Source organism: Blautia wexlerae DSM 19850, assembly GCF_025148125.1.
Classification (GTDB): domain Bacteria; phylum Bacillota; class Clostridia; order Lachnospirales; family Lachnospiraceae; genus Blautia_A; species Blautia_A wexlerae.
On the sequence record NZ_CP102267.1, the window covers coordinates 1,568,420 to 1,590,456 of the forward strand.

Here is a 22,037-nt window from a genome sequence, read left to right on the forward strand (position 1 = left end):
TCCCTCCTTTTTATGTAGATGTTATATAAATGACATTATAGTAATCTGCAGACAGGATGTGACAACAATGCAGCAAAGGAGATATCATGAAAAACGGACTGGAAGATTACTACGTGATACGTGGCAATAAAAAAATGAGGTTTGGCTATACAACAGGCTCCTGCGCAGCAGCTGCATGTAAGGGTGCTGCAGAGATCCTGCTGGGTGGTGTCATGCAGAAGGCTGTCACCTTGATGACTCCTAAGGGAATCCTGCTTACACTGGAACTGAAAGACATCCGGATTGAAGGAAATCAGGTGACCTGTGCAATTCAGAAGGATGCAGGAGATGATCCGGATACTACAAACGGAATACTGGTTTATGCCACGGTGCAGAAAACAAAAGAACCGGGAATCATCCTCGACGGAGGTGTTGGTGTGGGAAGGGTAACAAAAGCCGGACTTTCCCAGAAAATCGGGGAAGCAGCTATTAATCCTGTGCCAAAGGCCATGATTTTGCGTGAAGCCACAGAAATCGCTGAGAAATATGATTATGAGGGTGGTCTGAAAATCATCATCTCCGTTCCTGAAGGTGTGGAAATTGCAAAGAAAACCTTTAATCCACGTCTGGGAATTGTGGGAGGAATCTCCATTCTGGGAACTTCCGGGATTGTAGAACCTATGAGCGAAGCTGCTCTTGTACAGAGTATCAATGTAGAGATGAAGCAGCATTTTTCTCAGGGGGAAGAATATCTTCTGGTAACACCGGGAAATTACGGGGCAGATTATCTGCGGGAGCATATGGATCTCCCTTATGAAAAAAATATCAAATGCAGCAATTATGTAGGTGAGACAATCGACATGGCAATTGATATGGGAGTTAAGGGAATCCTTTTCATCGCCCATATCGGAAAGTTTGTAAAAGTTGCAGCAGGGATCATGAATACTCATTCCCACAGTGCAGATGCCAGGATGGAAGTGCTGGCATCCAATGCGATCCGGGCAGGAGCATCGTTGGAGTGTGCAAAGGAAATCCTGAATGCATCTACTACAGATGAAGCAATAGACATTCTGGAAAAATATCAGATACTTCAGAAGACCATGAAAGAGATCCTGGACAGGATCCAGTTTTATTTAAATCACAGATCCTATGAGCAGATCCTTTTGGGGGCAGTGATCTTTAATAATACTTATGGGTATCTGGGGCAGACTGCAGATGCAGAGAAGCTGATAAAGCTGATCAATGCACAGAATGATGAGGCACAGTAAAGATCCTATCGCAAAGGCGATTTTTAATGGATTTTGACTCACAACTGTGAAAGTATTGAACAGTTGAAATAAATTTATAAAAAGGAGAATGATAGATTATGGTACATTTCGTAGGAGCAGGTCCGGGAGCACCGGATCTTATCACAGTAAGAGGAAAACAGTATCTGGAGGAAGCAGATGTGGTGATCTATGCAGGATCACTGGTAAATCCAAAGCTTCTGGAATATACAAAGGACATCTGCACTATCCACAACAGTGCAAAAATGACACTGGAGGAAGTGATCCATGTGATCGAGAAGGCGGAAGCAGAGGGAAAGACAACTGTCCGCCTTCATACCGGAGATCCATGTATTTACGGTGCAATCCGTGAACAGATGGATATTCTGGATGAGAAAAATATCGCTTATGATTACTGTCCGGGTGTCAGTGCATTCTGCGGTGCTGCAAGTGCCCTGAATCTGGAATATACTTTGCCGGACATTTCCCAGAGTGTGATCATTACACGAATGGAAGGCAGAACTCCGGTTCCGTCCAAGGAAAGCATTCAGTCATTTGCGGCTCATCAGGCAACTATGGTTGTATTCTTAAGTACAGGAATGCTGGAAGAACTGAGCAGACGTCTTATTGAAGGCGGTTATACAGCAGATACACCAGCAGCCATTGTATATAAGGCAACCTGGCCGGAACAGAAGACCTTCGTCTGCACAGTGGGAACACTGGCAAAAACGGCTGCAGAAAATAATATTACAAAAACAGCTCTGATGATCATTGGAGATACAGTTGCAGCAGCACACTATGACCGTTCCAAGTTGTATGATCCGGAGTTTACCACAGAATTTCGTGAAGCTGTGAAATCAAAAACACATCACTCATAGAATCTGGTAACCTTAAGGAATTGCTATCGTTTATGAGATTACTGTAAACAGGAGAAAGAGAAGGAATATAACAGTGAAGATTGCACTTATATGCTTCAGTCTTACCGGTCAGCAGTCCGGAGAACGATTATGCAGGGGGCTGGAAGCTGCCGGTATGACAGCAGAACTGGATAAAAAAAGTAAATATCTTCCGGATTCTATTCAGATCAGTACCTCTGCATGGGCAGGAGAGAAATTTTCTGATTCAGATGCACTGATCTTTATCGGTGCCACCGGAATTGCCGTCCGCAGCATTGCGCCTTATGTAGCGTCAAAGAAGTCAGACCCTGCGGTGCTGGTCGTAGATGAGTGTGGAAAGTTTGTCATTTCCCTTCTGTCAGGACATCTGGGCGGTGCCAATGAACTGGCGCTAAAAACAGCAGAAATTCTGGAAGCAATACCAGTGGTCACAACAGCCACAGACCTGCATCACCGTTTTGCAGTAGATGTTTTTGCAAAGAAAAACAATTGCAATATCTTTAACATGAAAGCAGCAAAGGAAGTCTCTGCTGCACTTCTGGCAGGAAAGAAAGTTGGATTTTACAGTGAGTTTCCGACGGACGGCGAACTGCCGGAGGGGCTGGCCCGGTGTGACGAATATGGGAATCCTGTCAACAGTATGGATGACAGATCAGAAGAGGAAACACAGAAAAGCTCTGATTTTAATGGAACAGGGACAGACTGTACGAATATAGACTGCGGAGTTGCGGTTACTGTACATACTTCCTGTAATCCTTTTATTTCTACCACACAGGTAGTTCCGAAATGTCTGACTCTGGGTATGGGCTGCAGGAAAGACAAGGATGCCCGTGGAATCGCAGAGGCAGCGCAGAAGGTGCTGGACAGATCCGGATTTCATAAAGAAGCATTTGAGCAGATCTCAAGCATTGATCTGAAGAAAGAAGAAAAGGGAATCCTGTCATTGTCACAGGACTGGCAGATTCCTTTTGTGACTTATACAGAAGAAGAATTAAAACAGGTGCCTGGAGAATTTACTCCCTCACCTTTTGTAAAAAAGATCACAGGTGTGGACAATGTCTGTGAGAGAAGTGCAGTCCTTGCCAGTGGAAATGGCAGGCTGCTGCAGAGAAAAACAGGAGAAAATGGTGTGACCACAGCAGTGGCTGCCAGAGAATGGAGGATACATTTTGAGTAAAATATATGTAATCGGAATCGGACCGGGAGCTTATGACCAGATGACAGGAAAAGCGATCCGCGCCATGAATGAAAGTGATGCGATCATCGGATATACCGTATATGTAGACCTGGTGAAGGAATATTTTCCGGGAAAAGAATTTATGACTACACCAATGAAAAAGGAAGTGGACCGCTGTGTCCTTGCCTTTGAAGAGGCAAAAAAAGGCAAGACTGTTTCCATGATCTGCAGCGGTGATGCAGGAGTTTACGGTATGGCAGGTCTGATGTATGAGGTTGGTGTCAATTATCCGGAAACAGAACTGGAGATCATTCCGGGTGTGACAGCTGCAACAGGCGGAGCTGCTGTTCTGGGTGCACCTCTGATCCATGACTTCTGTCTGATCAGCTTAAGTGACCTTCTCACACCATGGGAAAAGATAGAGGCAAGACTTCTGGCAGCAGCTCAGGCAGATTTTGTTGTATGCCTTTACAATCCGTCAAGTAAAAAACGTCATGATTACCTGCAGAAAGCCTGTGATCTGATGATGAAATACAAATCACCGGATACCATCTGCGGAACAGTTTCCAATATCGCAAGAGACGGCGAGGAAGCTCATGTAATGACATTAAAAGAACTGAGAGATACACAGGTGGATATGTTTACTACAGTATTTATCGGTAATTCTCAGACAAAGGAAATCAACAATAAGATGGTAACACCGAGGGGATATAGGAATGTATAAAGTTCTTGTTTTTGCGGGAACAACAGAAGGATACGAGATCTGCCGGTTTCTGGCAGATCATAAGATAGAGACAAAGGGATTTGTTGCCACAGAATATGGCAGCAAATCTCTTACAGAAAATGAATTTCTCACTGTTCAGACCGGAAGACTGGATGCAGCGGACATGGAAGAGGTCTTTTTACAGGAGAAACCGGAAATGGTGCTGGATGCTACCCATCCTTATGCTGCTGAGGTGACTGTAAATATCAGGACAGCCTGTGAAAATACGCAGACAGCATATTACAGGGTGTTGAGAGAGGCTGGGGAACATGAGGACAGGGCAGTATATGTGGACAGTGTTCAGGCTGCTACAGATTATCTGGATCAGACACAGGGAAATGTATTGCTGACAACAGGAAGCAAGGAACTGGCCGGTTTCACAGGCATGAAGGATTATCAGAACCGTCTTTATGCAAGAGTCCTTTCTCTGCCCAATGTGATGAAAGCCTGTGCAGAGCTGGGATTTGAGGGAAAACATCTGATAGGAATGCAGGGGCCTTTTTCCAGAGAGCTGAATGCTGCAATGCTCAGACAGTATGACTGCAGATATCTGGTCACAAAGGATACAGGAAAAGCAGGGGGATTTCAGGATAAGATTGATGCTGCCCTGGAATGTGATGCAGTTCCTGTGATCATCGGGCGTCCTCTGAAGGAGGAAGGCATGTCTGTGAGAGAATGTAAGAGATTTCTTACAGAACATTTCAGCTTAGCCCACAGACCGCATATTACATTGCTGGGAATTGGAATGGGAAGTCAAAAACTTCTCACTGTCCAGGGTAAGAACAGCCTGGATCAGGCGGATCTTCTGATCGGTGCCAGGAGGATGGTGGATTCTGTGAAACGTCCGGGACAGGATGTGTTCGTGGAATACAGAAGCCAGGAGATCAGGGATTATATTGATGCACACCCGGAGTATGACAATATTGTAATCGTCCTTTCCGGAGATGTGGGCTTCTACAGCGGGGCCAGAAAACTTCTGGAAGTACTGTGTCAGGACAGTGCGGATCTGAGAGTACAGAGAAAGAACGGATCAGAGAAGAGTGAGGAAGAACGGGATAGTTCAGCACAAAATAATACAGAGATAGAGATTCAGTGCGGGATTTCCTCAGTTGTATATTTTATGTCCCAAATAGGATTGTCCTGGGATGATGCCAAAATCGTCAGTGCACATGGAAGAGGATGTAATCTTATCTCACATATCTGTTATGCGGAGAAAGTATTTTCCATACTTGGAACCTCAGACGGTGTAGCAGTTCTGGCAGAGAAACTGGTAAAATACGGGATGGGTGATGTGCTCCTTTATGTGGGAGAGAATCTGTCTTATGAAAATGAGAAGATTTTTGTAAAACCAGCCAGCGAACTGACAGAATATAAGGGTGATCCTTTGTCTGTCATCTGTGCAGTAAATGAAAATGCAGGAACACGCCTGGAGACGCATGGGATCAGAGATGAAGAATTTATCAGAGGCAAAGCGCCTATGACAAAGGAAGAGGTGCGTACGGTATCCCTTTCCAAACTGCGACTGACTGCTGATTCCGTCTGCTATGATGTGGGCGCAGGAACAGGCTCACTGTCAATAGAGATGGCACTTCGTGCTCATCAGGGGCAGGTATGGGCAATCGAGAAAAAGGAAGATGCAGTTGAACTGATCCACCGGAATAAGTTGAAATTTGCAGCGGATAATCTGGAGATCGTGGAAGGACTTGCACCGGAGGCTCTGAAAGATCTTCCGGCACCAACCCATGCTTTTATCGGAGGCTCGTCAGGAAATCTGAAAGAGATCGTGAAGCTGCTGGTTGAAAAGAACCCTCAGGTCCGGATCGTGATCAACTGTATCACTCTTGAAACTGTGTCTGAAGCATTGGAAACAGCGAAAGAGTTTGGATTTGAAGAAAATGAAATCGTGCAGTTAAGTGCGGCACGTTCAAAGGCAATCGGACGTTATCATATGATGATGGGCGAGAATCCTATTTATATTATTACACTTCAGAATCCCGGGAAATAACAAATGATGCAGATATCAGGGATTACAAATTAACAGTTAAGGAAATACAGATTAACAGTTAATAGATTGGAATGCCCTGAAATTGTTGAAAAAATATAGGACAGAAACAGGTTACTGTTCACGCACTACACTGGAAACGGAGTGAACAGTAACCAGAAACAGAGGAGAACAGGGATGAATATTCCAAGAATACTTCTTGCAGCAGGAGCCAGCGGCAGTGGCAAAACACTGATCACCTGCGGACTTCTGCAGACACTGGTCAATCGAAAAATGAAAGTGGCATCTTTTAAATGCGGACCGGATTATATAGATCCCATGTTTCATTCCAGGGTCATCGGGACGAAATCCCGTAATCTGGATACCTTTTTTACAGATGCCGAGACTACCCGATACCTGCTTGGAAAAAATGCAGCAGACTGCGATATTGCAGTGATGGAAGGTGTTATGGGCTATTATGACGGCGTGGGTGGAATATCCACGAAAGCAAGCGCCTATGACCTGGCAGATACCACAGATACTCCGGTCATCCTTGTGGTAAACAGCAGAGGAATGAGTATTTCCCTGGCAGCTTATATCAAAGGTTTTATGGAGTACAAAGAGAAAAGCCATATCAAAGGCGTGATCTTTAACCAGATGTCTCCCATGCTTTATCCCAGAATGAAGAAGCTGGTGGAAGAACAGCTTGAGGTGGAGGTTCTTGGATATGTGCCAAAGGTAGAGGACTGTGTGATCGAGAGCCGTCATCTGGGTCTTGTGCTTCCTGAGGAGATTTCTGATCTGAAGGAACGTTTGCAGAAGCTGGCCGGAATATTGGAAGACACACTGGAGATCGACAGGATCCTTGCACTTGCCAAAAATGCAGAGGATCTGCAAGTGCCGGAATCTCTGATACAGAAAGACAGGACATATGGATATTGTCTGCCACAGAAGCTGCGTATCGGAGTGGCAAAGGATGAAGCCTTTTGTTTCTTTTATGAAGACAATTTTCGTCTCCTTCAGGAAATGGGGGCAGAGCTGGTTGATTTCTCGCCAATTCATGATGAACATCTTCCTGCAAATCTGGATGGGATTCTTCTCTATGGCGGTTATCCGGAATTAAATGGAGAGGCACTGGAACGCAATGCATCCATGAAAGAGGAGATTGCACAGGCAGTTAAACAGGGCGTGCCATGTATGGCAGAATGCGGAGGCTTTATGTATCTTCATGAGCAGATGGAGGATATGAATGGAGTGTTCCGGAAAACCTGCGGAGTGATTCCCGGAAAATGTTTCCGCACTCCCAGACTGACCAGATTTGGATATATCACATTAACCGCCGGGAAACCTGTTTTTGGTAGAAGTGCAGAGGAGATTGGTGAGATTCCGGCCCATGAATTCCACTATTTTGATTCAGAGAACTGTGGAAGTGATTTCCATGCAGCGAAGCCTTTAAGTAAAAGAGGCTGGGACTGTATGCACAGCAGTAGTAACCTGCTGGCAGGATATCCTCATATCTATTATTATGGAAATCCCCAGATTCCCAGGGCTTTTCTCATGAAATGTCTGGAATATCATAATTCAAAAGAATAATGAGCTGGATTTAGAGGTGGTAAAATAGTAGTAAATTACCGAATTCCGGGCGTTTCAGAAATATTGAAACATCCGGAAGGCATCAAGGAGTTTTATAATTATGTTATATTACAGTATGCCTGCCCTTGCAGCAGGCTTCATACTTGATCTTATGATAGGAGATCCCAGATGGCTGTATCATCCGGTATGTCTGATCGGAAATCTGATCGCATTTCTGGAAAAAATACTTCGGAAGATTTTTCCGAAAACAGATAAGGGCGAACTGGCTGCAGGTACAGTGGAAGTGATCCTTGTCTGTCTGTTAAGCGGTGGAATCCCATTTTTGATGCTGCATATTCTCTATGGAATCTCAGTATGGGCGGGATTTGCACTGGAAACCTTCTGGTGTTATCAGCTTCTGGCAACGAAATCTCTGAAAACAGAGAGCATGAAAGTCTATGACAGACTGAAAAACGGAACTTTGGATGAAGCCCGTTATGCAGTATCTATGATCGTAGGTCGTGATACCCAGTCGCTGACAGAGGAGGGGGTTACAAAGGCGGCAGTAGAGACTGTGGCAGAGAATGCTTCTGACGGTGTCATAGCACCGATGCTTTATATGGCAATCGGCGGAGTGTGGCTGATGTTTCTTTACAAGGGAATCAATACCATGGATTCTATGCTGGGTTATAAGAATGATAAATATCTGTATTTCGGCCGCTGTGCAGCAAAGCTGGATGATGTGGCCAATTATATTCCAGCCAGACTTTCAGGATGGCTGATGGTGGCAGCCTCTGCATTTGTAAAAATGGATGGGAAAAATGCAGCCAAGATCTACCGCAGAGACAGAAGAAATCATGCCAGCCCCAATTCTGCACAGACAGAGGCCGCAATGGCAGGTGCGCTGGACATACAGCTTGCAGGCAATGCTTACTATTTCGGAAAGCTTTATGAGAAACCAACCATAGGAGATGGAATCCGCCCTGTGGAGGTGGAGGATATCAGACGTTCCAATCACCTGCTTTATGCAACAGCGATTCTGGGGGCTGTGATATTTCTTCTGATCGGAAGCGCAGTGCGATATTGTTTCTTTTTATAATTCCGGTAACGTGGATTGCTGAATAGTTATTAATATAAAACATGTATAGTAAGACAGGAGACAACTGATGACAAAACATATACATGGCGGTGATGTTTATAAATATGATCACTGTCTGGATTTCTCTGCAAACTGTAACCCTCTGGGAACACCGCAGAGTGTAAAGCAGGCGATCATAGACAGTGTAGAGGACCTGAGTGATTATCCCCGTGTAGGATGCGGACCTCTGAAAGAGGCAATCGCAGATTATGAACATACAAAAAAAGAATATCTGATCTGCGGGAATGGAGCCGCAGACCTTATTTTTTCCCTCAGCAGGGCATTGAATCCAAAGAAGGCCCTTCTTCCTGCTCCTACCTTTGCGGAGTATGAACAGGCACTGGTCAGTGTTGGCTGTGAGATCAGCAGATATTATCTGAAAGAGGAAAATGATTTCTGTATACAGAAAGATTATCCGGATGTTCTGAAAAGGGAAAAGCCGGATATTATTTTCCTGTGTAATCCCAATAATCCTACAGGGATCACCATACCTCAGGACCTTCTGGAAGAAATCCTGGAAACCTGTGTCATACAGGGAATATTTATGGTAGTAGATGAGTGCTTCCTGGATTTTGTAAAAGATCCGGAGAAACATACGCTGAAAGAAAAACTGGCAAAATATCCGGGACTTTTTATTCTTAAGGCATTTACCAAAAGATATGCGATCCCCGGTGTGCGTCTGGGCTATGGATTCTGTTCGGACGGGGAAGTACTTGACCGGATGGAGGCAGTCACTCAGCCCTGGAATGTGTCTACCATGGCACAGCAGGCAGGAATGGCAGCATTGAAGGAATCAGAATATGTGGAAGCAGGACAGCAGATCATTTTCAGGGAATCTGCATGGATGAAGGAAAAGATGAGACAGGTTGGGCTGACGGTATATCCTTCTGAAGCAAATTATATATTCTTTTACGGACCTGAGGATCTCTTTGAAAGATGTGTTGCAAAGGGGATCCTGATCCGGGATTGCAGTAACTATCTGGGGCTGAAAAAAGGATATTACCGTGTGGCAGTGAAGCTGCATGAACAGAATGAAAAGCTGATAGAGGTACTGGAAGAAGTGCTTTCATAAGTATTTATACAGGAGAAAAGGGGAAACAAAAAATGGCAAAAGCGATTATGGTGCAGGGGACAATGTCCAATGCAGGAAAAAGCCTTCTGGCAGCAGGGCTTTGCAGGATTTTTAAACAGGATGGATACAGGGTGGCACCCTTTAAATCCCAGAATATGGCACTGAACTCTTTTATTACAGAAGAGGGGCTGGAGATGGGCAGAGCTCAGGTGATGCAGGCGGAAGCAGCCGGAATTAAGCCTTCTGTGCTGATGAACCCCATTCTTCTGAAGCCTACCAATGATGTAGGCTCCCAGGTGATCGTAAACGGAGAAGTCCTGGGAACCATGAGTGCCAGAGATTATTTTAAATATAAGAAAAAGCTGGTGCCTGACATTATGAAGGCCTATGATAAACTGGCATCAGAAAATGATATCATTGTGATCGAGGGGGCCGGAAGCCCGGCGGAGATTAATCTGAAAACAGAAGATATCGTAAATATGGGAATGGCAAAGATGGCAAAGGCACCGGTGCTTCTGGTGGGAGATATTGACAGAGGTGGTGTTTTTGCACAGTTGATCGGTACAGTGGAGCTTCTGGAAGCGGATGAAAGAGAGATGGTAAAGGGTCTGATTATCAACAAATTCCGCGGCGACAAGACCATCCTTGATCCGGGAGTGCAGATGCTGGAGGAGAGAAGCCATATCCCTGTAGTGGGAGTGGCTCCGTATCTGGATATTCAGGTGGAGGATGAGGACAGCCTCACAGAAAGATTTGACAGAAAACAGGAAGTGGATCTTATTGATATTGCAGTGATCCGGGTGCCAAGGATCTCCAATTTCACAGATTTTAATCCACTGGAAAGTATCCCGGGAGTTTCCTTGAGATATGTACAGCATGTCAGTGAACTGAAAAATCCGGATATGATCATCCTTCCAGGAACAAAAAATACAATGGAAGATCTGCTGTGGATGCGGGCTAATGGTCTGGAAGCTGCAGTTTTGAAGGAAGCTGCAAAGGGTAAGATCATCTTTGGAATCTGTGGCGGTTATCAGATGCTGGGTGAGACCTTAAGTGACCCTCATCATGTGGAAGCCGGAGGAACCATCAAGGGAATGGGACTGCTTCCTATGGATACTGTTTTTGCAGAAAAGAAAACCAGAACCAGAGTTTCCGGCAGATTCCTGGAACTGGAGGGAGAACTGCAGGCACTTTCCGGCGCAGAACTGGAGGGTTACGAGATCCATATGGGAGAAACTGTGTTAAAAGGTGAAGCCGGACACAGTGTATCCATTGAAGATCAGGTATCAGGAGAGTGTAAGGAAGACGGTGCATATTGTAAAAATGTCTGCGGAACCTATGTCCATGGAGTTTTTGACAGGGAAGATGTGGCAGAGGCTGTTGTACGTGTTCTGGGTGAGAAAAAGGGAATTGATGTATCTCAGATGACAGGAATCGATTTTGCAGCATTTAAAGAAACCCAGTATGATATCCTGGCAGCAGAACTGAGGAAGCATCTGGATATGAAGAAAATCTATGAAATTCTGGAGCAGGGAATCTGATCCGGAACTGTATGGTGAGCCATACTAGATAAGCCAATGAGTGATAGATGTAACTATTGTATACGGGAATTTATGGAATTTGGGAGATAAGGAATGAAAGTAGAACTGGAAAATGTAAAACCAATGGATATAGAGAAACGCAGCTTTGAGATCATCACGGAGGAACTTGGAGATAAAAAGCTGGTTCCCGGAACAGAGCTGATCGTAAAAAGATGTATTCACACAAGCGCAGACTTTGATTATGCAGAGAATCTCTGTTTCTCTGAGAATGCAGTTGAGAAAGCAATTGCTGCTATCAAAGACGGTGCCTGCATTGTGACAGATACACACATGGCAGAGTCCGGGATCAACAAGAGAGTCCTTTCCCGTTACGGCGGAGAAGTATTCTGCTTTATCTCTGACGAGGACGTAGCTGCCACAGCCAAAGCCAACGGAACCACAAGAGCTACAGCCAGCATGGATAAGGCTGCTGCCATGGGAAAGAAGCTGATCTTTGCCATCGGAAATGCCCCCACTGCGCTGGTACGTCTCTATGAACTGATTGAGGATGGCAAGCTGGATCCTGAGCTGATCATCGGTGTGCCGGTAGGCTTTGTAAACGTGGTTCAGTCCAAGGAACTGATCATGCAGGCAGACGTACCTTATATTGTAGCCAGAGGAAGAAAGGGCGGAAGCAATGTTGCCGCATGTATCTGTAATGCATTGCTTTATATGATTGATAATAACAGAGGATACTAATTAATTTTGTATCTGACTGATATCCTTTAACAGCTTGCATGCCGGGACGAAATCTGCTACAGGCATGGAGGAGCAGGAGAGGATCAGGGTAATCTTACCGGGAGCCTCTCTCAGAAGCTGCAGGCGCAGACCATTGGTCTGTGCCTTTTTTTGAAGCTCCTGCCAGGTAAGAGTTGTGGACAGAGTCAGGGCCAGGCTGGTACCTGCGGCTCCGGTCTGGATCTGGGAATCTTTTCCAAATACTTCCCGCACAGCACTGCGGAGTGCTTTCAGCTTTACAGAATACAGACGTTTCAGCTTACGGGTCTGTGCTGCCAGGTGACCATCCCGGATAAATTGGCACAGAGCAATCTGCTCTGCCTTTGATGCTGTCTGATTATATTGGTCTGCTTTTTTTCTGTACAGTGCAGACAGCTCCGGAGGCAGGACCATAAAACTGATACGGATGGAGGGCAGCAGAAGTCTGGAAAAGGTTCCCAGATACACCACATTCTGACCGCCTGCCAGACCAAAAAGAGAAGGGGTCGGCTTCTGCAGATACACAAATTCATTTTCAAAATCATCCTCAATGACCAGACTGCCATGTGCAGCAGAGTAATTCACCAGCTCCAGGCGTCTGGAAACAGGCATAATATCACCCCATTTTGTCATATGTGCAGGAGAAACATAAATAATATCACAGTCCTTATTCCTGTAATCTATCTGAAACCCATAGTCATGAAACACAGTGCTTCCCTGTACAAAAGAAGGATTGGGAAAAGAAACAGTCCGACGTTGCTCAAGGAGCGGGCAGAGGATGTGCAAAAGACTCTGAATACCTGCACCGATCACAATATCCTCCCCACTACATAGCACGTTTCTACGTTCTCTCACATAATCGGCAAGTGTATCTCTCAGGTCAGCCTCACCCTGAGGTTCTCCATAAGACAGTAATCTTTCATCCTGGCGAAGAGCGCTTTTGATATAACGTCTCCAAAGGTCAAAACGGAAACTCTCCCGATCTACTCCTGAAGAAGCAAAATCAAACCGGCAAGGTGTCTGAGCATGTTTCTCTGTTTTTCTGACAGTTGAGTGTTGCCTGTCAGCTATATCTGTCACATAGTATCCGCTCTGGGCTTTGGAGATAATATATCCCTCCGCAGCCAGCTGCAGATAGGCATTTTCAATGGTAGTGCGGCTCAGCTTCAGCTCCTGTGAACATTTTCGAAGGGAGGGCATCCTGCTTCCGGGCAGGAGCTTTTTCTCCATGATCAGCTCCCTGTAATAGTGGAACACCTCCAGATACAGGTGCTCCTTTTTTTTATTCTTATCTAAAATCAATTCCATATGTAAAACTCCGATCCTTCAAACATGCTGATGGCATTCTTGAATTGCTATAGGGTTAAAAATAAACTGACCCTTAAAAAAACATTAAATCTGGCTATATTCATATATCCACTGTGATGCTATATTAATACAAAGCATAAAAGAAAGCAAGAGGAATAAAAAATTGAAAAAAATTGCAGTAATTCATGATCTGTCCGGTCTGGGGAAATGCTCTCTTACAGCAGCGATTCCTGTAATTTCCGCCATGGGAGTCCAGGCTTGTCCGCTGCCCACCGCAATATTGAGTAATCAGACAGGATATGGATCTTATTTCTGGGATGATTATACAGACCGGATGGAGCTGATCATGGATGAGTGGAAAAAAACGGGATTTACACCGGATGGTGTTTATACAGGATTTCTGGGAGACGCCAGACAGGTGGATCTGATTCTGAAATTTGTAGATATGTTCTGCACAGAGGGAACACATATCCTGGTTGATCCGGTTATGGGAGACAGAGGGGAAACATACAAAACCTATTCAGAGACTCTCTGTGAAAAAATGCGGACTCTGGTCAGAGAAGCTACAGTGATTACGCCGAACCTGACAGAGGCACTTCTTCTTCTGTATGGAGAAGAGGGGATGAAAGAAAGAATGAAAGCACTTTCTGATATGGAAGAAACACAGTTGCTTAAGGAAATAGAAACATCCGGCAGAGAACTGACTCAGCGTTTTGGGCTGGAAGCAATTGTGATCACAGGAGTAGAGGTGTCCGGCAGTGACGGCAGAGCACGAATGGGAAATCTGGTTCTGGAGAAAGAAAAAGCAGACTGGTGTTTTTCTGTAAAAGAGGGCGGCAGTTATTCCGGAACAGGAGATCTTCTGGCATCTGTACTGAGTGCGGGAATGGTGAGAGGGATTCCCATGAAAGCATGTGTGGAGAAGGCTGTTGAATTTCTGGGAGGAGCTATTCACGATGCAGTGGAAGAAGGAACTGACAGAAATGACGGAGTCTGCTTTGAAAAATATCTGGGGATACTGACACAGATATAAAACAGGAAATCATAGATACCAAATGCCGGATAGTTAAGTAAAATATATAACAGGAGGGACCATATTATGTCTGAATTAACAGCAAAAGAAAACATCAAAACGGCCGATACAGTGAAAAGGATCACAGCCACAGCGGTAATGGCAGCATTGACTACTTTAATGACAGCTTATATTTTCCACATTCCGGTAGGGGTGAACGGAGGATATGTACATCTGGGCGACACGATGATCTATCTGGCAGCAGCATTTCTGCCACTACCTTACGCATGTGCGGCAGGAGCGATCGGAGGTGGCCTGGCAGATCTTCTGACAGCACCTGTATGGGCGCCTGCAACCATAATTATCAAAATGCTGATCTGTCTTCCGTTTTCTTCTAAAGGAACAAAGCTGGTCACAAAGAAAAATGTAGTTGCATTATTCCTTGCATTCGCCATCTCAGCAACAGGATACTATATTGCAGAAGGAATTATGTTTGGATTTACAGCATCCTTCTTTACCTCTGTCAGCGGAAGTATTGTACAGTCAGGTGGAAGTGCCATTATGTTTGTGATCATTGGTACTGCACTTGATAAAATCGGATTTAAGACGAATATTGCGAAATAATACGAAAAATAAAATAACTGAGTTTAAAATGAGGAAAATATAAAATGACAACAGATATCATATACAGATATAAAAACCAGGTATATTTTAACATCACCAATAAATGTCCATGCAGATGCACTTTCTGCATCCGAAATACAGAGGATGCCATCGGTGAGGCATCCAATCTCTGGTTTGAACATGAACCTGCATTGGAAGAGATTTACAAAGCCATTGATGAGTTTGATTTTTCAGACTGTAATGAAGTGGTTTTCTGCGGATACGGAGAACCGACCATGGCTCTTGAGAACCTTATAGCAGTAAGCAAATATATCAGGGAAAGATACCCATTCCGGATCAGGCTGAATACCAACGGCTTATCTGATCTGATTCACAAACGTTCTACTGCAGAAGAAATCTGTCAGGCTGTAGACAGTATATCCATCAGCCTGAATATGCCGGATGCAGCTTCCTACAATGAAGTAGTCCGTCCAGCATACGGCGAGAAGTCCTTTGACGCCATGCTGAAATTTGCAAGAGACTGCAAGCAGTATCTTGATGATGTACGCTTCACAGTTGTAGATGTGATTGGCGAGGAAAAAGTAGAGCAGAGTAAAATCCTGGCTGCTCAGAATGGGATTCCGTTAAGAGTAAGAAAATATTCACCGTGATACAGAATAGAAAATTTCTGCTTTTGCTTTTAAATTTGTCTGAAAACTACAGCAGTCATGCACCTTACCGTGCGTGGCTGCTTATTTTTTATGTTATAGGAAATTATTCCGTAATGTTCCTATAACATAAAAAGCCTTCCGGGCAGGATGAAGTCCCCTTCTTCGAAAATTGCAAAAAGTAATAAGTAATAAGTAATAAGCAATAAGAGAGTGCACTTGACATATGATATTCTTTATACTATGTTATATTTAACAATTAGGTTAAATGTTAAATGAAAGGCTGTGATGAACTATTGGGATTACAGGATACATTGAAAGCACTGGCAGATCCAATACGACGTGAGATTCTAAATTTGTTAAAGGGCGGACGGCTTTCAGCAGGAGAGATATGTGAACATTTTTCAGTGACTGGGGCGTCTATATCCAGACATCTGGCAATATTAAAGGATGCTGATCTGATCAGGAGCAAAAGGGAAGGAAAATTTATTTATTACGAACTAAATACTTCTGTATTGGAGGATGTTATGTTGTGGATCACAGACTTAAAGGGGGTATCGGATTATGAAGGAAATGATTAAAAAATATAAAGGTACATTGATCTGTTCTGTACTGGTAATGCTTGCAGGAATTTTGGTGGGTTTTACGATGGCGCAGAGCATATGGATAAACGTGTTTTTTGTAGTGACAGATTGTATACTGGTGACAATCATCTTTTATGACAACAGGAACAGACAGCAGAGCAGCAAGGTTATAGGGATGGTCATATGGATGATACCTGTTACCGCGTTAATCTATAATGGTATGGCAAGACTGATCAGTATGGATGCGGATAGTGAGAATCTGTTTATGGCAGTAATTTACTTTGGAACAGGATTACTGTTTATGATCATAGGAAATTATTTGCCAAAGGTGAAACAGAATAACACCATAGGAATCAGGGTTGTATGGACATTGCAGGATGAAGAAAACTGGAGTGCAACTCATAGATTCAGTGGAAAATTATGGGTGGCATCAGGTGTCTTATGTATGCTTTGCGGCCTTTTTGGAGAAAGCATTGCTGCTTTGGTTTTGTATATTGTGAGCATTATGGCTGCTGCAATTGTCAGCATTCTTTATTCTTATCTTTTTTATAAGAAAAAAATGGAAGCCGGAGAAAAATTAAAAATCCAGTATAACAAGAAGACAATCGTGATATATGTAATCGTATCAGTTTTTGTCGTAATATTTACTATATGGACTTTGTTCTGGGGTGGTATTGATATCAGTTTCCATGATAATGATTTTACTGTTGAGGTACAGGGATGGAGTGATTATACAGTGGATTATGAGCAGATTGACAGTATCTCATACAAAGAAAATTTATTTCAAAATGGGAATGATCGCAGAACAAATGGTATGGGAAACCTGAAGTATGGTATGGGAAATTTCAGAAATGATATTTATGGAGATTATATCCGCTACACCCATGCATCCTGCCACTCATATGTAGTTATGGATATAGGCGGAAAAATATTGGTGGTAAATGGCGCAGATGAATCAGAAACAAAGAAAATTTATGACACTCTCAGAGAGAAATGTCAGATGAATTAGTGTGTGTTTAATCGAATCAGACAAGTAGCAAAATAACAGGTATTGCGGTTATAAATCACAATACCTGTTATTTTTTGATGCGATTGCGGGTATCATGGAACCATGAAGGTGATTTCTATGATAAACAGACAGTTCTACATCAATAAGATTATGCCATATGCTGATACGTCTTGTGTAAAAGTGTTGACTGTCTTTATACAATCTTAATACGGAATCATAGACTTTTATACTATCTTTGAAAGCAATTGTATATAATAAAACGCATTATGAAGATATTGCTATAGAATCATTAGTAAGGAGTTATGATTATTTATGCCGGAAAAAATGTGTAAGAAAAAACATCTGACGTCTTTTCAGCTGATTATTCTGGGATTTGCAGGTGTGATTCTTTTGGGAAGTATTTTGCTGATGCTTCCGGTTTCATCTTTGGAGAAAATGCCGACGCCATTTCATGAGGCGCTTTTTACAGCCACTTCGGCAGTATGCGTTACAGGGCTTGTAGTAAAGGACAGCGGAAGTTACTGGTCTGTGTTCGGACAGACGGTTATTCTTGCGCTTATACAAATAGGTGGATTTGGAGTAGTAACCGTAGCGGCAGCGGTTTCGCTTCTTTCAGGGAAAAAAATATCTCTCATGCAAAGAAGTACAATGCAGGATGCAATTTCAGCACCTAAAGTTGGAGGAATCGTCAGATTGACAAGGTTCATTTTAAAGGGGACTTTTTTGATTGAAGCAGCAGGAGCTATGTTATTGTTGCCGGTTTTTGTATCGGATTATGGCTTAAAGGGAATCTGGATGGCAGCCTTTCATTCTGTTTCTGCTTTTTGTAATGCAGGATTTGACATTCTGGGAACAGCAGATAATGCTTTTCCGTCTCTGACGGGCTATTCCGGAAATATCCTTATAAATGTGGTAATTATGCTGCTGATCATCACAGGGGGAATTGGTTTTCTTACCTGGGATGATATTTATAGGAATAAAATGAATTTTAAACGTTACCGCATGCAAAGCAAGATTATTCTTATGACTACTGTATGCCTGATTATTTTTCCGGCAGTTTTTTTCTTTGCCTGTGATCTGAAAAACCTGCCTGCAGGAGAACGCCTGTTAGCTGCCATGTTTCAATCGGTAACTACAAGAACTGCCGGCTTTAATACCATAGACATTTCAGAGATGAGCGAGGCATCAAAAGCGGTTATGATACTGTTAATGTTGATCGGTGGTTCGCCGGGTTCTACAGCAGGAGGAATGAAAACAACTACTTTTACGGTACTGATTTTAAATGCAATTGCAACGTTTCGCAGTCAGGAAAATGCAGGGGCTTTTGGACGGAGACTGGAGTATCATGTGATAAAAAATGCAGCCACAATAGCTATGCTCTATTTTACATTATTCTTTTGTGGAGGTGTTGCAATCAGCGTATACGAAGGTCTTCCCCTTTTGGATTGTCTGTATGAAGCAGCTTCAGCTGTGGGCACGGTAGGTCTGACCTTGGGAGTCACACCGGGACTTCATGTTTTTTCACAAGTTGTGCTGATCATATTGATGTATCTGGGACGTGTAGGCGGCCTGACCCTGATTTATGCAGTATTATCAGGAAGAAACAAGGGAAATGCAAAGCTTCCTCTGGAGAAAATTACAGTTGGATGAGAAGGAGAAAAGTAATATTATGAAGAATGTATTAATTATTGGACTTGGAAGATTTGGAAGACATATTGCCATGCAGCTGAATCAGCTTGGGCATGAAATTATGGCAGTTGACTGGAAGGAAGAAAGGGTGGACAAAGTGCTTCCGTTTGTGACTAACGCCCAGATCGGGGACAGTACCAATGCTGAATTTTTACAATCCCTTGGAATTGGAAACTACGATATCTGTTTTGTGACTATTGGAGGAAGCTTTCAGAATTCTCTTGAGACAACTTCCCTTCTGAAAGAACTGGGAGCAAAACTGGTAATATCCAGAGCTGAACGTGATGTCCATGAAAAATTTCTTTTACGCAATGGTGCAGATAAGGTGGTTTATCCGGAAAAGCAGGTTGCAAAATGGGCATCTATCCGTTACACAGATGATCATATCCTTGATTATATGGAGGTGGATGCTTCCCATGCGATTTTTGAGGTAGAAGTGCCAGAGGAATGGACTGGAAAAACTGTAGGCGGACTGGATATCAGAAAGCGTTACAATATTAATATTCTGGCAGTAAAAAATGAAGGAGAATTTAATATTGCAATTTCTCCGGATACGTATTTGGAAGAGAATAGTAAATTGCTGGTGCTGGGAGAATACAGAGCTCTTCAGAAGTGCTTCCGCATATAGTAAAAAAGACTTTTGACCACAACACAGCCCCATGATATAATTTTCAAAACAGTAAAAAAGGTGGGGGACAGGATGAGTTTAAAAAATGTGAATCATCAGAAACGGTCATTTACATGGTCTATGGAAAAACCGTCTGCAAAGGATTATTTTCTGACGGTATTTATATTTGTGGTATGCACCTTAATTGGTCTGTTGTTTCAGAAACTGAATTTTACGGATACGAATATTGTAACCATATATATTCTGGGGGTTTTGATTACTTCGATTGTGACAGATGGCTATCTTTGCAGTGTGGCAGGCTCTTTCTTAAGTGTATTTTTATTTTGTTTTTTTCTGACAGAACCAAGGATGTCTTTTAAAACCTATGCGGTGGGTTATCCGGTGACATTTTTCATAATGCTTATTTCATCCGTACTTACGGGAGCACTTGCAGCAAAGCTGAAAACACATGCAAAGCTGTCTACACAGCTTGCTTTTCGTACACAGATTCTGTTCGATACAGACCGTCTGCTGCAAAATGCAAAAGGGAAAACAGAGATTCTTGATGTCACCTGTACACAGCTTCTCCGTTTATTAAACCGCAATATTACAGCATATGTAGTAGAAAACGGAACTTTATCAGAGGGAAAGCTTTTTTCCGGGGAAAAAGAGGACACAGAAGATTTTTTGATACCAGAAGAGCAGCAGATAGCCAGATGGGTCTGTGAAAACAGACAGCATGCCGGTGCGTCCACACACCATTTTCCTCAGGCTAAATGTTTATATCTGGCAATCCGGAGCGGGGATAATGTTTACGGTGTGATCGGGATACCATTGCAAAAAGAAACACTGGATACTTTTGAATACAGTATCCTGTTGTCTGTAATAAATGAATGTGCGCTTGCAATGGAAAATGCGAAAAATGCATTAGAAAAAGAAAAAAATGCAGTTATGGCCAAAAATGAACAGTTGCGGGCAGATCTTCTTCGGGCGATTTCGCATGATCTTCGTACGCCGCTTTGCTCCATTTCCGGTAATGCAGATATGCTGCTTGGCAATAGCGACCGTCTGGACGAAGCTACAAAACATCAGATTTATAGCGATATCTATGATGATTCTGAATGGCTGATCGGAGTTGTGGAGAATCTGCTTTCCATTACCAGACTGAATGACGGAAGACTGAAATTTAAATTTACAGACCAGCTTCTGGATGAGGTGATTGCAGAATCCCTGAGGCATATCAGCCGGAAACATGATGATTATAAAATTGTGACAGACTGCGAAGAACTTGTTCTTGCACGTATGGATGTACGCCTTATTATGCAGGTTCTGGTAAATTTAGTTGACAATGCAATAAAATATACACCACCGGGTTCTGTGATCTGCATTCGGGGAACGAAAACAGATGGAAAAGCGCAGATAAGTGTGGAAGATAATGGCCCGGGAATTCCGGAAGAAATGAAAACACATATTTTTGAGATGTTTTATACAGGGAAAACAACAGTTGCGGATAGTCACCGAAGTCTGGGACTTGGACTGGCACTTTGCCACTCTATTATAGAAGCACATGAAGGAACCCTGGTTTTGACAGATCATGATCCTCATGGATGCAATTTTACTTTTACTTTACCCTTAAGCGAGGTGACATTAAATGAATAAAACATTAATTCTGGTGGTTGAGGATGACAGACCCATACGCAATCTGATCGTTACTACATTAAAAACACATGACTATAAATATCTGGCTGCAGAAAACGGATTTTCAGCCATTCTGGAAGCTTCGTCCCACAATCCGGATATTGTTCTTCTGGATCTGGGGCTTCCTGATATGGAAGGGGTAGAAGTGATAAAAAAAATCCGTACCTGGTCGAATATGCCGATTATTGTGATCAGCGCCAGAAGTGAGGACACAGATAAAATAGAGGCGCTGGATGCAGGAGCGGATGATTATATTACGAAACCGTTCTCTGTTGAGGAATTACTTGCGCGTATCCGTGTCACCCAGAGGAGACTTGCGGTTATGCAGAGCGGAGAGCAGATAGAAAGCTCTGTTTTTGAGAATGGTGGATTAAAGATAGACTATACGGCAGGCTGTACATATCTGAAGGGAGAGGAATTGCATCTGACACCTATAGAATATAAGCTGCTCTGCCTTTTGTCCCGCAATGTGGGAAAGGTATTGACACATACCTATATTACCCAGCAGATTTGGGGACGATGTTCGGATAATGACGTTGCTTCTCTTAGAGTTTTTATGGCAACATTGCGAAAAAAACTGGAGCCTGAGAAAAATGGAGTGCAATACATCCAGACACATATTGGCATTGGATATCGCATGCTTAGAATTGAAAAGTAATATCCTCTTTTTATAGCAATCCTCGTAAATAATGCATTTAAGAGGATTGCTATAGATTTAT

20 protein-coding genes are annotated in these 22,037 nt (G+C 43.2%); 19 read left to right on the forward strand and 1 reads right to left on the reverse strand.

What is annotated here, in order from left to right:
* Nucleotides 1-86: 86 nt before the first annotated feature.
* The 10 genes from cbiD (at nucleotide 87) to NQ550_RS07330 (ending at nucleotide 12,122) form a co-directional block, all read left to right on the forward strand.
* Nucleotides 87-1,247 carry a cobalt-precorrin-5B (C(1))-methyltransferase CbiD gene (gene cbiD / locus NQ550_RS07285; protein ID WP_025576958.1) on the forward strand — a complete coding sequence of 387 codons (1,161 nt, stop codon included), beginning with the start codon at nucleotides 87-89 and terminating at the stop codon, nucleotides 1,245-1,247.
* Between the two features lie 98 nt (nucleotides 1,248-1,345).
* Nucleotides 1,346-2,122, forward strand: coding sequence for a precorrin-4 C(11)-methyltransferase (cobM, locus tag NQ550_RS07290; protein ID WP_019161254.1), 777 nt, complete (start codon nucleotides 1,346-1,348; stop codon nucleotides 2,120-2,122).
* 73 nt (nucleotides 2,123-2,195) lie between these two features.
* Entirely contained in the window at nucleotides 2,196-3,317 is a 1,122-nt protein-coding gene (locus NQ550_RS07295; RefSeq protein ID WP_025576957.1) for a cobalt-precorrin 5A hydrolase, read from the forward strand.
* On the forward strand, nucleotides 3,310-4,041 hold the full coding sequence (cobJ, locus tag NQ550_RS07300) for a precorrin-3B C(17)-methyltransferase (protein ID WP_022381463.1): 732 nt from the start codon (nucleotides 3,310-3,312) through the stop codon (nucleotides 4,039-4,041). Before NQ550_RS07295 ends, cobJ begins: the two co-directional genes overlap by 8 nt.
* Complete coding sequence (cobK, locus tag NQ550_RS07305; protein WP_025576956.1) at nucleotides 4,034-6,085, forward strand: precorrin-6A reductase; 2,052 nt, start codon at nucleotides 4,034-4,036, stop codon at nucleotides 6,083-6,085. Before cobJ ends, cobK begins: the two co-directional genes overlap by 8 nt.
* Nucleotides 6,086-6,259: 174 nt before the next feature.
* Nucleotides 6,260-7,654 (forward strand): cobyrinate a,c-diamide synthase, encoded by a 1,395-nt coding sequence (locus NQ550_RS07310; RefSeq protein WP_025576955.1) that lies wholly within the window; start codon nucleotides 6,260-6,262, stop codon nucleotides 7,652-7,654.
* Nucleotides 7,655-7,754: 100 nt separating this feature from the next.
* Entirely contained in the window at nucleotides 7,755-8,732 is a 978-nt protein-coding gene (gene cbiB, locus NQ550_RS07315) for an adenosylcobinamide-phosphate synthase CbiB (RefSeq protein ID WP_025576954.1), read from the forward strand.
* 67 nt (nucleotides 8,733-8,799) lie between these two features.
* On the forward strand, nucleotides 8,800-9,843 hold the full coding sequence (locus NQ550_RS07320) for a pyridoxal phosphate-dependent aminotransferase (protein WP_025576953.1): 1,044 nt from the start codon (nucleotides 8,800-8,802) through the stop codon (nucleotides 9,841-9,843).
* Nucleotides 9,844-9,875: 32 nt separating this feature from the next.
* The gene (locus NQ550_RS07325) at nucleotides 9,876-11,384 is read left to right on the forward strand and encodes a cobyric acid synthase (protein WP_025576952.1); all 1,509 of its coding nucleotides are present in this window, start codon (nucleotides 9,876-9,878) and stop codon (nucleotides 11,382-11,384) included.
* 93 nt (nucleotides 11,385-11,477) lie between these two features.
* On the forward strand, nucleotides 11,478-12,122 hold the full coding sequence (locus NQ550_RS07330) for a precorrin-8X methylmutase (RefSeq protein WP_008704797.1): 645 nt from the start codon (nucleotides 11,478-11,480) through the stop codon (nucleotides 12,120-12,122).
* On the opposite strand, the gene pdxR is transcribed toward NQ550_RS07330, so the two are convergent.
* A complete protein-coding gene (gene pdxR, locus NQ550_RS07335; RefSeq protein ID WP_029676788.1) occupies nucleotides 12,123-13,448 on the reverse strand; it encodes a MocR-like pyridoxine biosynthesis transcription factor PdxR in 1,326 nt (441 codons plus the stop codon).
* A gap of 163 nt (nucleotides 13,449-13,611) precedes the next feature.
* Here pdxR and NQ550_RS07340 point away from each other — a divergent pair, with 163 nt between their 5' ends.
* The 9 genes from NQ550_RS07340 to NQ550_RS07380 all read left to right on the forward strand — a co-directional run bounded on the left by NQ550_RS07340 (nucleotide 13,612) and on the right by NQ550_RS07380 (nucleotide 21,976).
* Entirely contained in the window at nucleotides 13,612-14,481 is an 870-nt protein-coding gene (locus tag NQ550_RS07340; RefSeq protein ID WP_025576950.1) for a pyridoxamine kinase, read from the forward strand.
* Between the two features lie 66 nt (nucleotides 14,482-14,547).
* Nucleotides 14,548-15,084 (forward strand): TIGR04002 family protein, encoded by a 537-nt coding sequence (locus NQ550_RS07345; protein WP_025576949.1) that lies wholly within the window; start codon nucleotides 14,548-14,550, stop codon nucleotides 15,082-15,084.
* 44 nt (nucleotides 15,085-15,128) lie between these two features.
* The gene (locus tag NQ550_RS07350; RefSeq protein WP_008704792.1) at nucleotides 15,129-15,734 is read left to right on the forward strand and encodes a TIGR04100 family radical SAM protein; all 606 of its coding nucleotides are present in this window, start codon (nucleotides 15,129-15,131) and stop codon (nucleotides 15,732-15,734) included.
* 272 nt (nucleotides 15,735-16,006) lie between these two features.
* Nucleotides 16,007-16,312 (forward strand): autorepressor SdpR family transcription factor, encoded by a 306-nt coding sequence (locus NQ550_RS07355; protein ID WP_196801867.1) that lies wholly within the window; start codon nucleotides 16,007-16,009, stop codon nucleotides 16,310-16,312.
* Nucleotides 16,296-17,324, forward strand: coding sequence for an SdpI family protein (locus NQ550_RS07360; protein ID WP_025576948.1), 1,029 nt, complete (start codon nucleotides 16,296-16,298; stop codon nucleotides 17,322-17,324). Before NQ550_RS07355 ends, NQ550_RS07360 begins: the two co-directional genes overlap by 17 nt.
* Before the next feature lie 312 nt (nucleotides 17,325-17,636).
* Nucleotides 17,637-18,974 (forward strand): TrkH family potassium uptake protein, encoded by a 1,338-nt coding sequence (locus NQ550_RS07365; RefSeq protein WP_025576947.1) that lies wholly within the window; start codon nucleotides 17,637-17,639, stop codon nucleotides 18,972-18,974.
* A 19-nt stretch (nucleotides 18,975-18,993) separates the two neighbouring features.
* On the forward strand, nucleotides 18,994-19,641 hold the full coding sequence (locus NQ550_RS07370) for a potassium channel family protein (protein ID WP_022381472.1): 648 nt from the start codon (nucleotides 18,994-18,996) through the stop codon (nucleotides 19,639-19,641).
* A 72-nt stretch (nucleotides 19,642-19,713) separates the two neighbouring features.
* Nucleotides 19,714-21,279 carry an ATP-binding protein gene (locus tag NQ550_RS07375; RefSeq protein ID WP_025576946.1) on the forward strand — a complete coding sequence of 522 codons (1,566 nt, stop codon included), beginning with the start codon at nucleotides 19,714-19,716 and terminating at the stop codon, nucleotides 21,277-21,279.
* Nucleotides 21,272-21,976 carry a response regulator gene (locus tag NQ550_RS07380; protein ID WP_025576945.1) on the forward strand — a complete coding sequence of 235 codons (705 nt, stop codon included), beginning with the start codon at nucleotides 21,272-21,274 and terminating at the stop codon, nucleotides 21,974-21,976. The genes NQ550_RS07375 and NQ550_RS07380 overlap by 8 nt, the downstream gene beginning before the upstream one ends.
* Nucleotides 21,977-22,037: the final 61 nt, after the last annotated feature.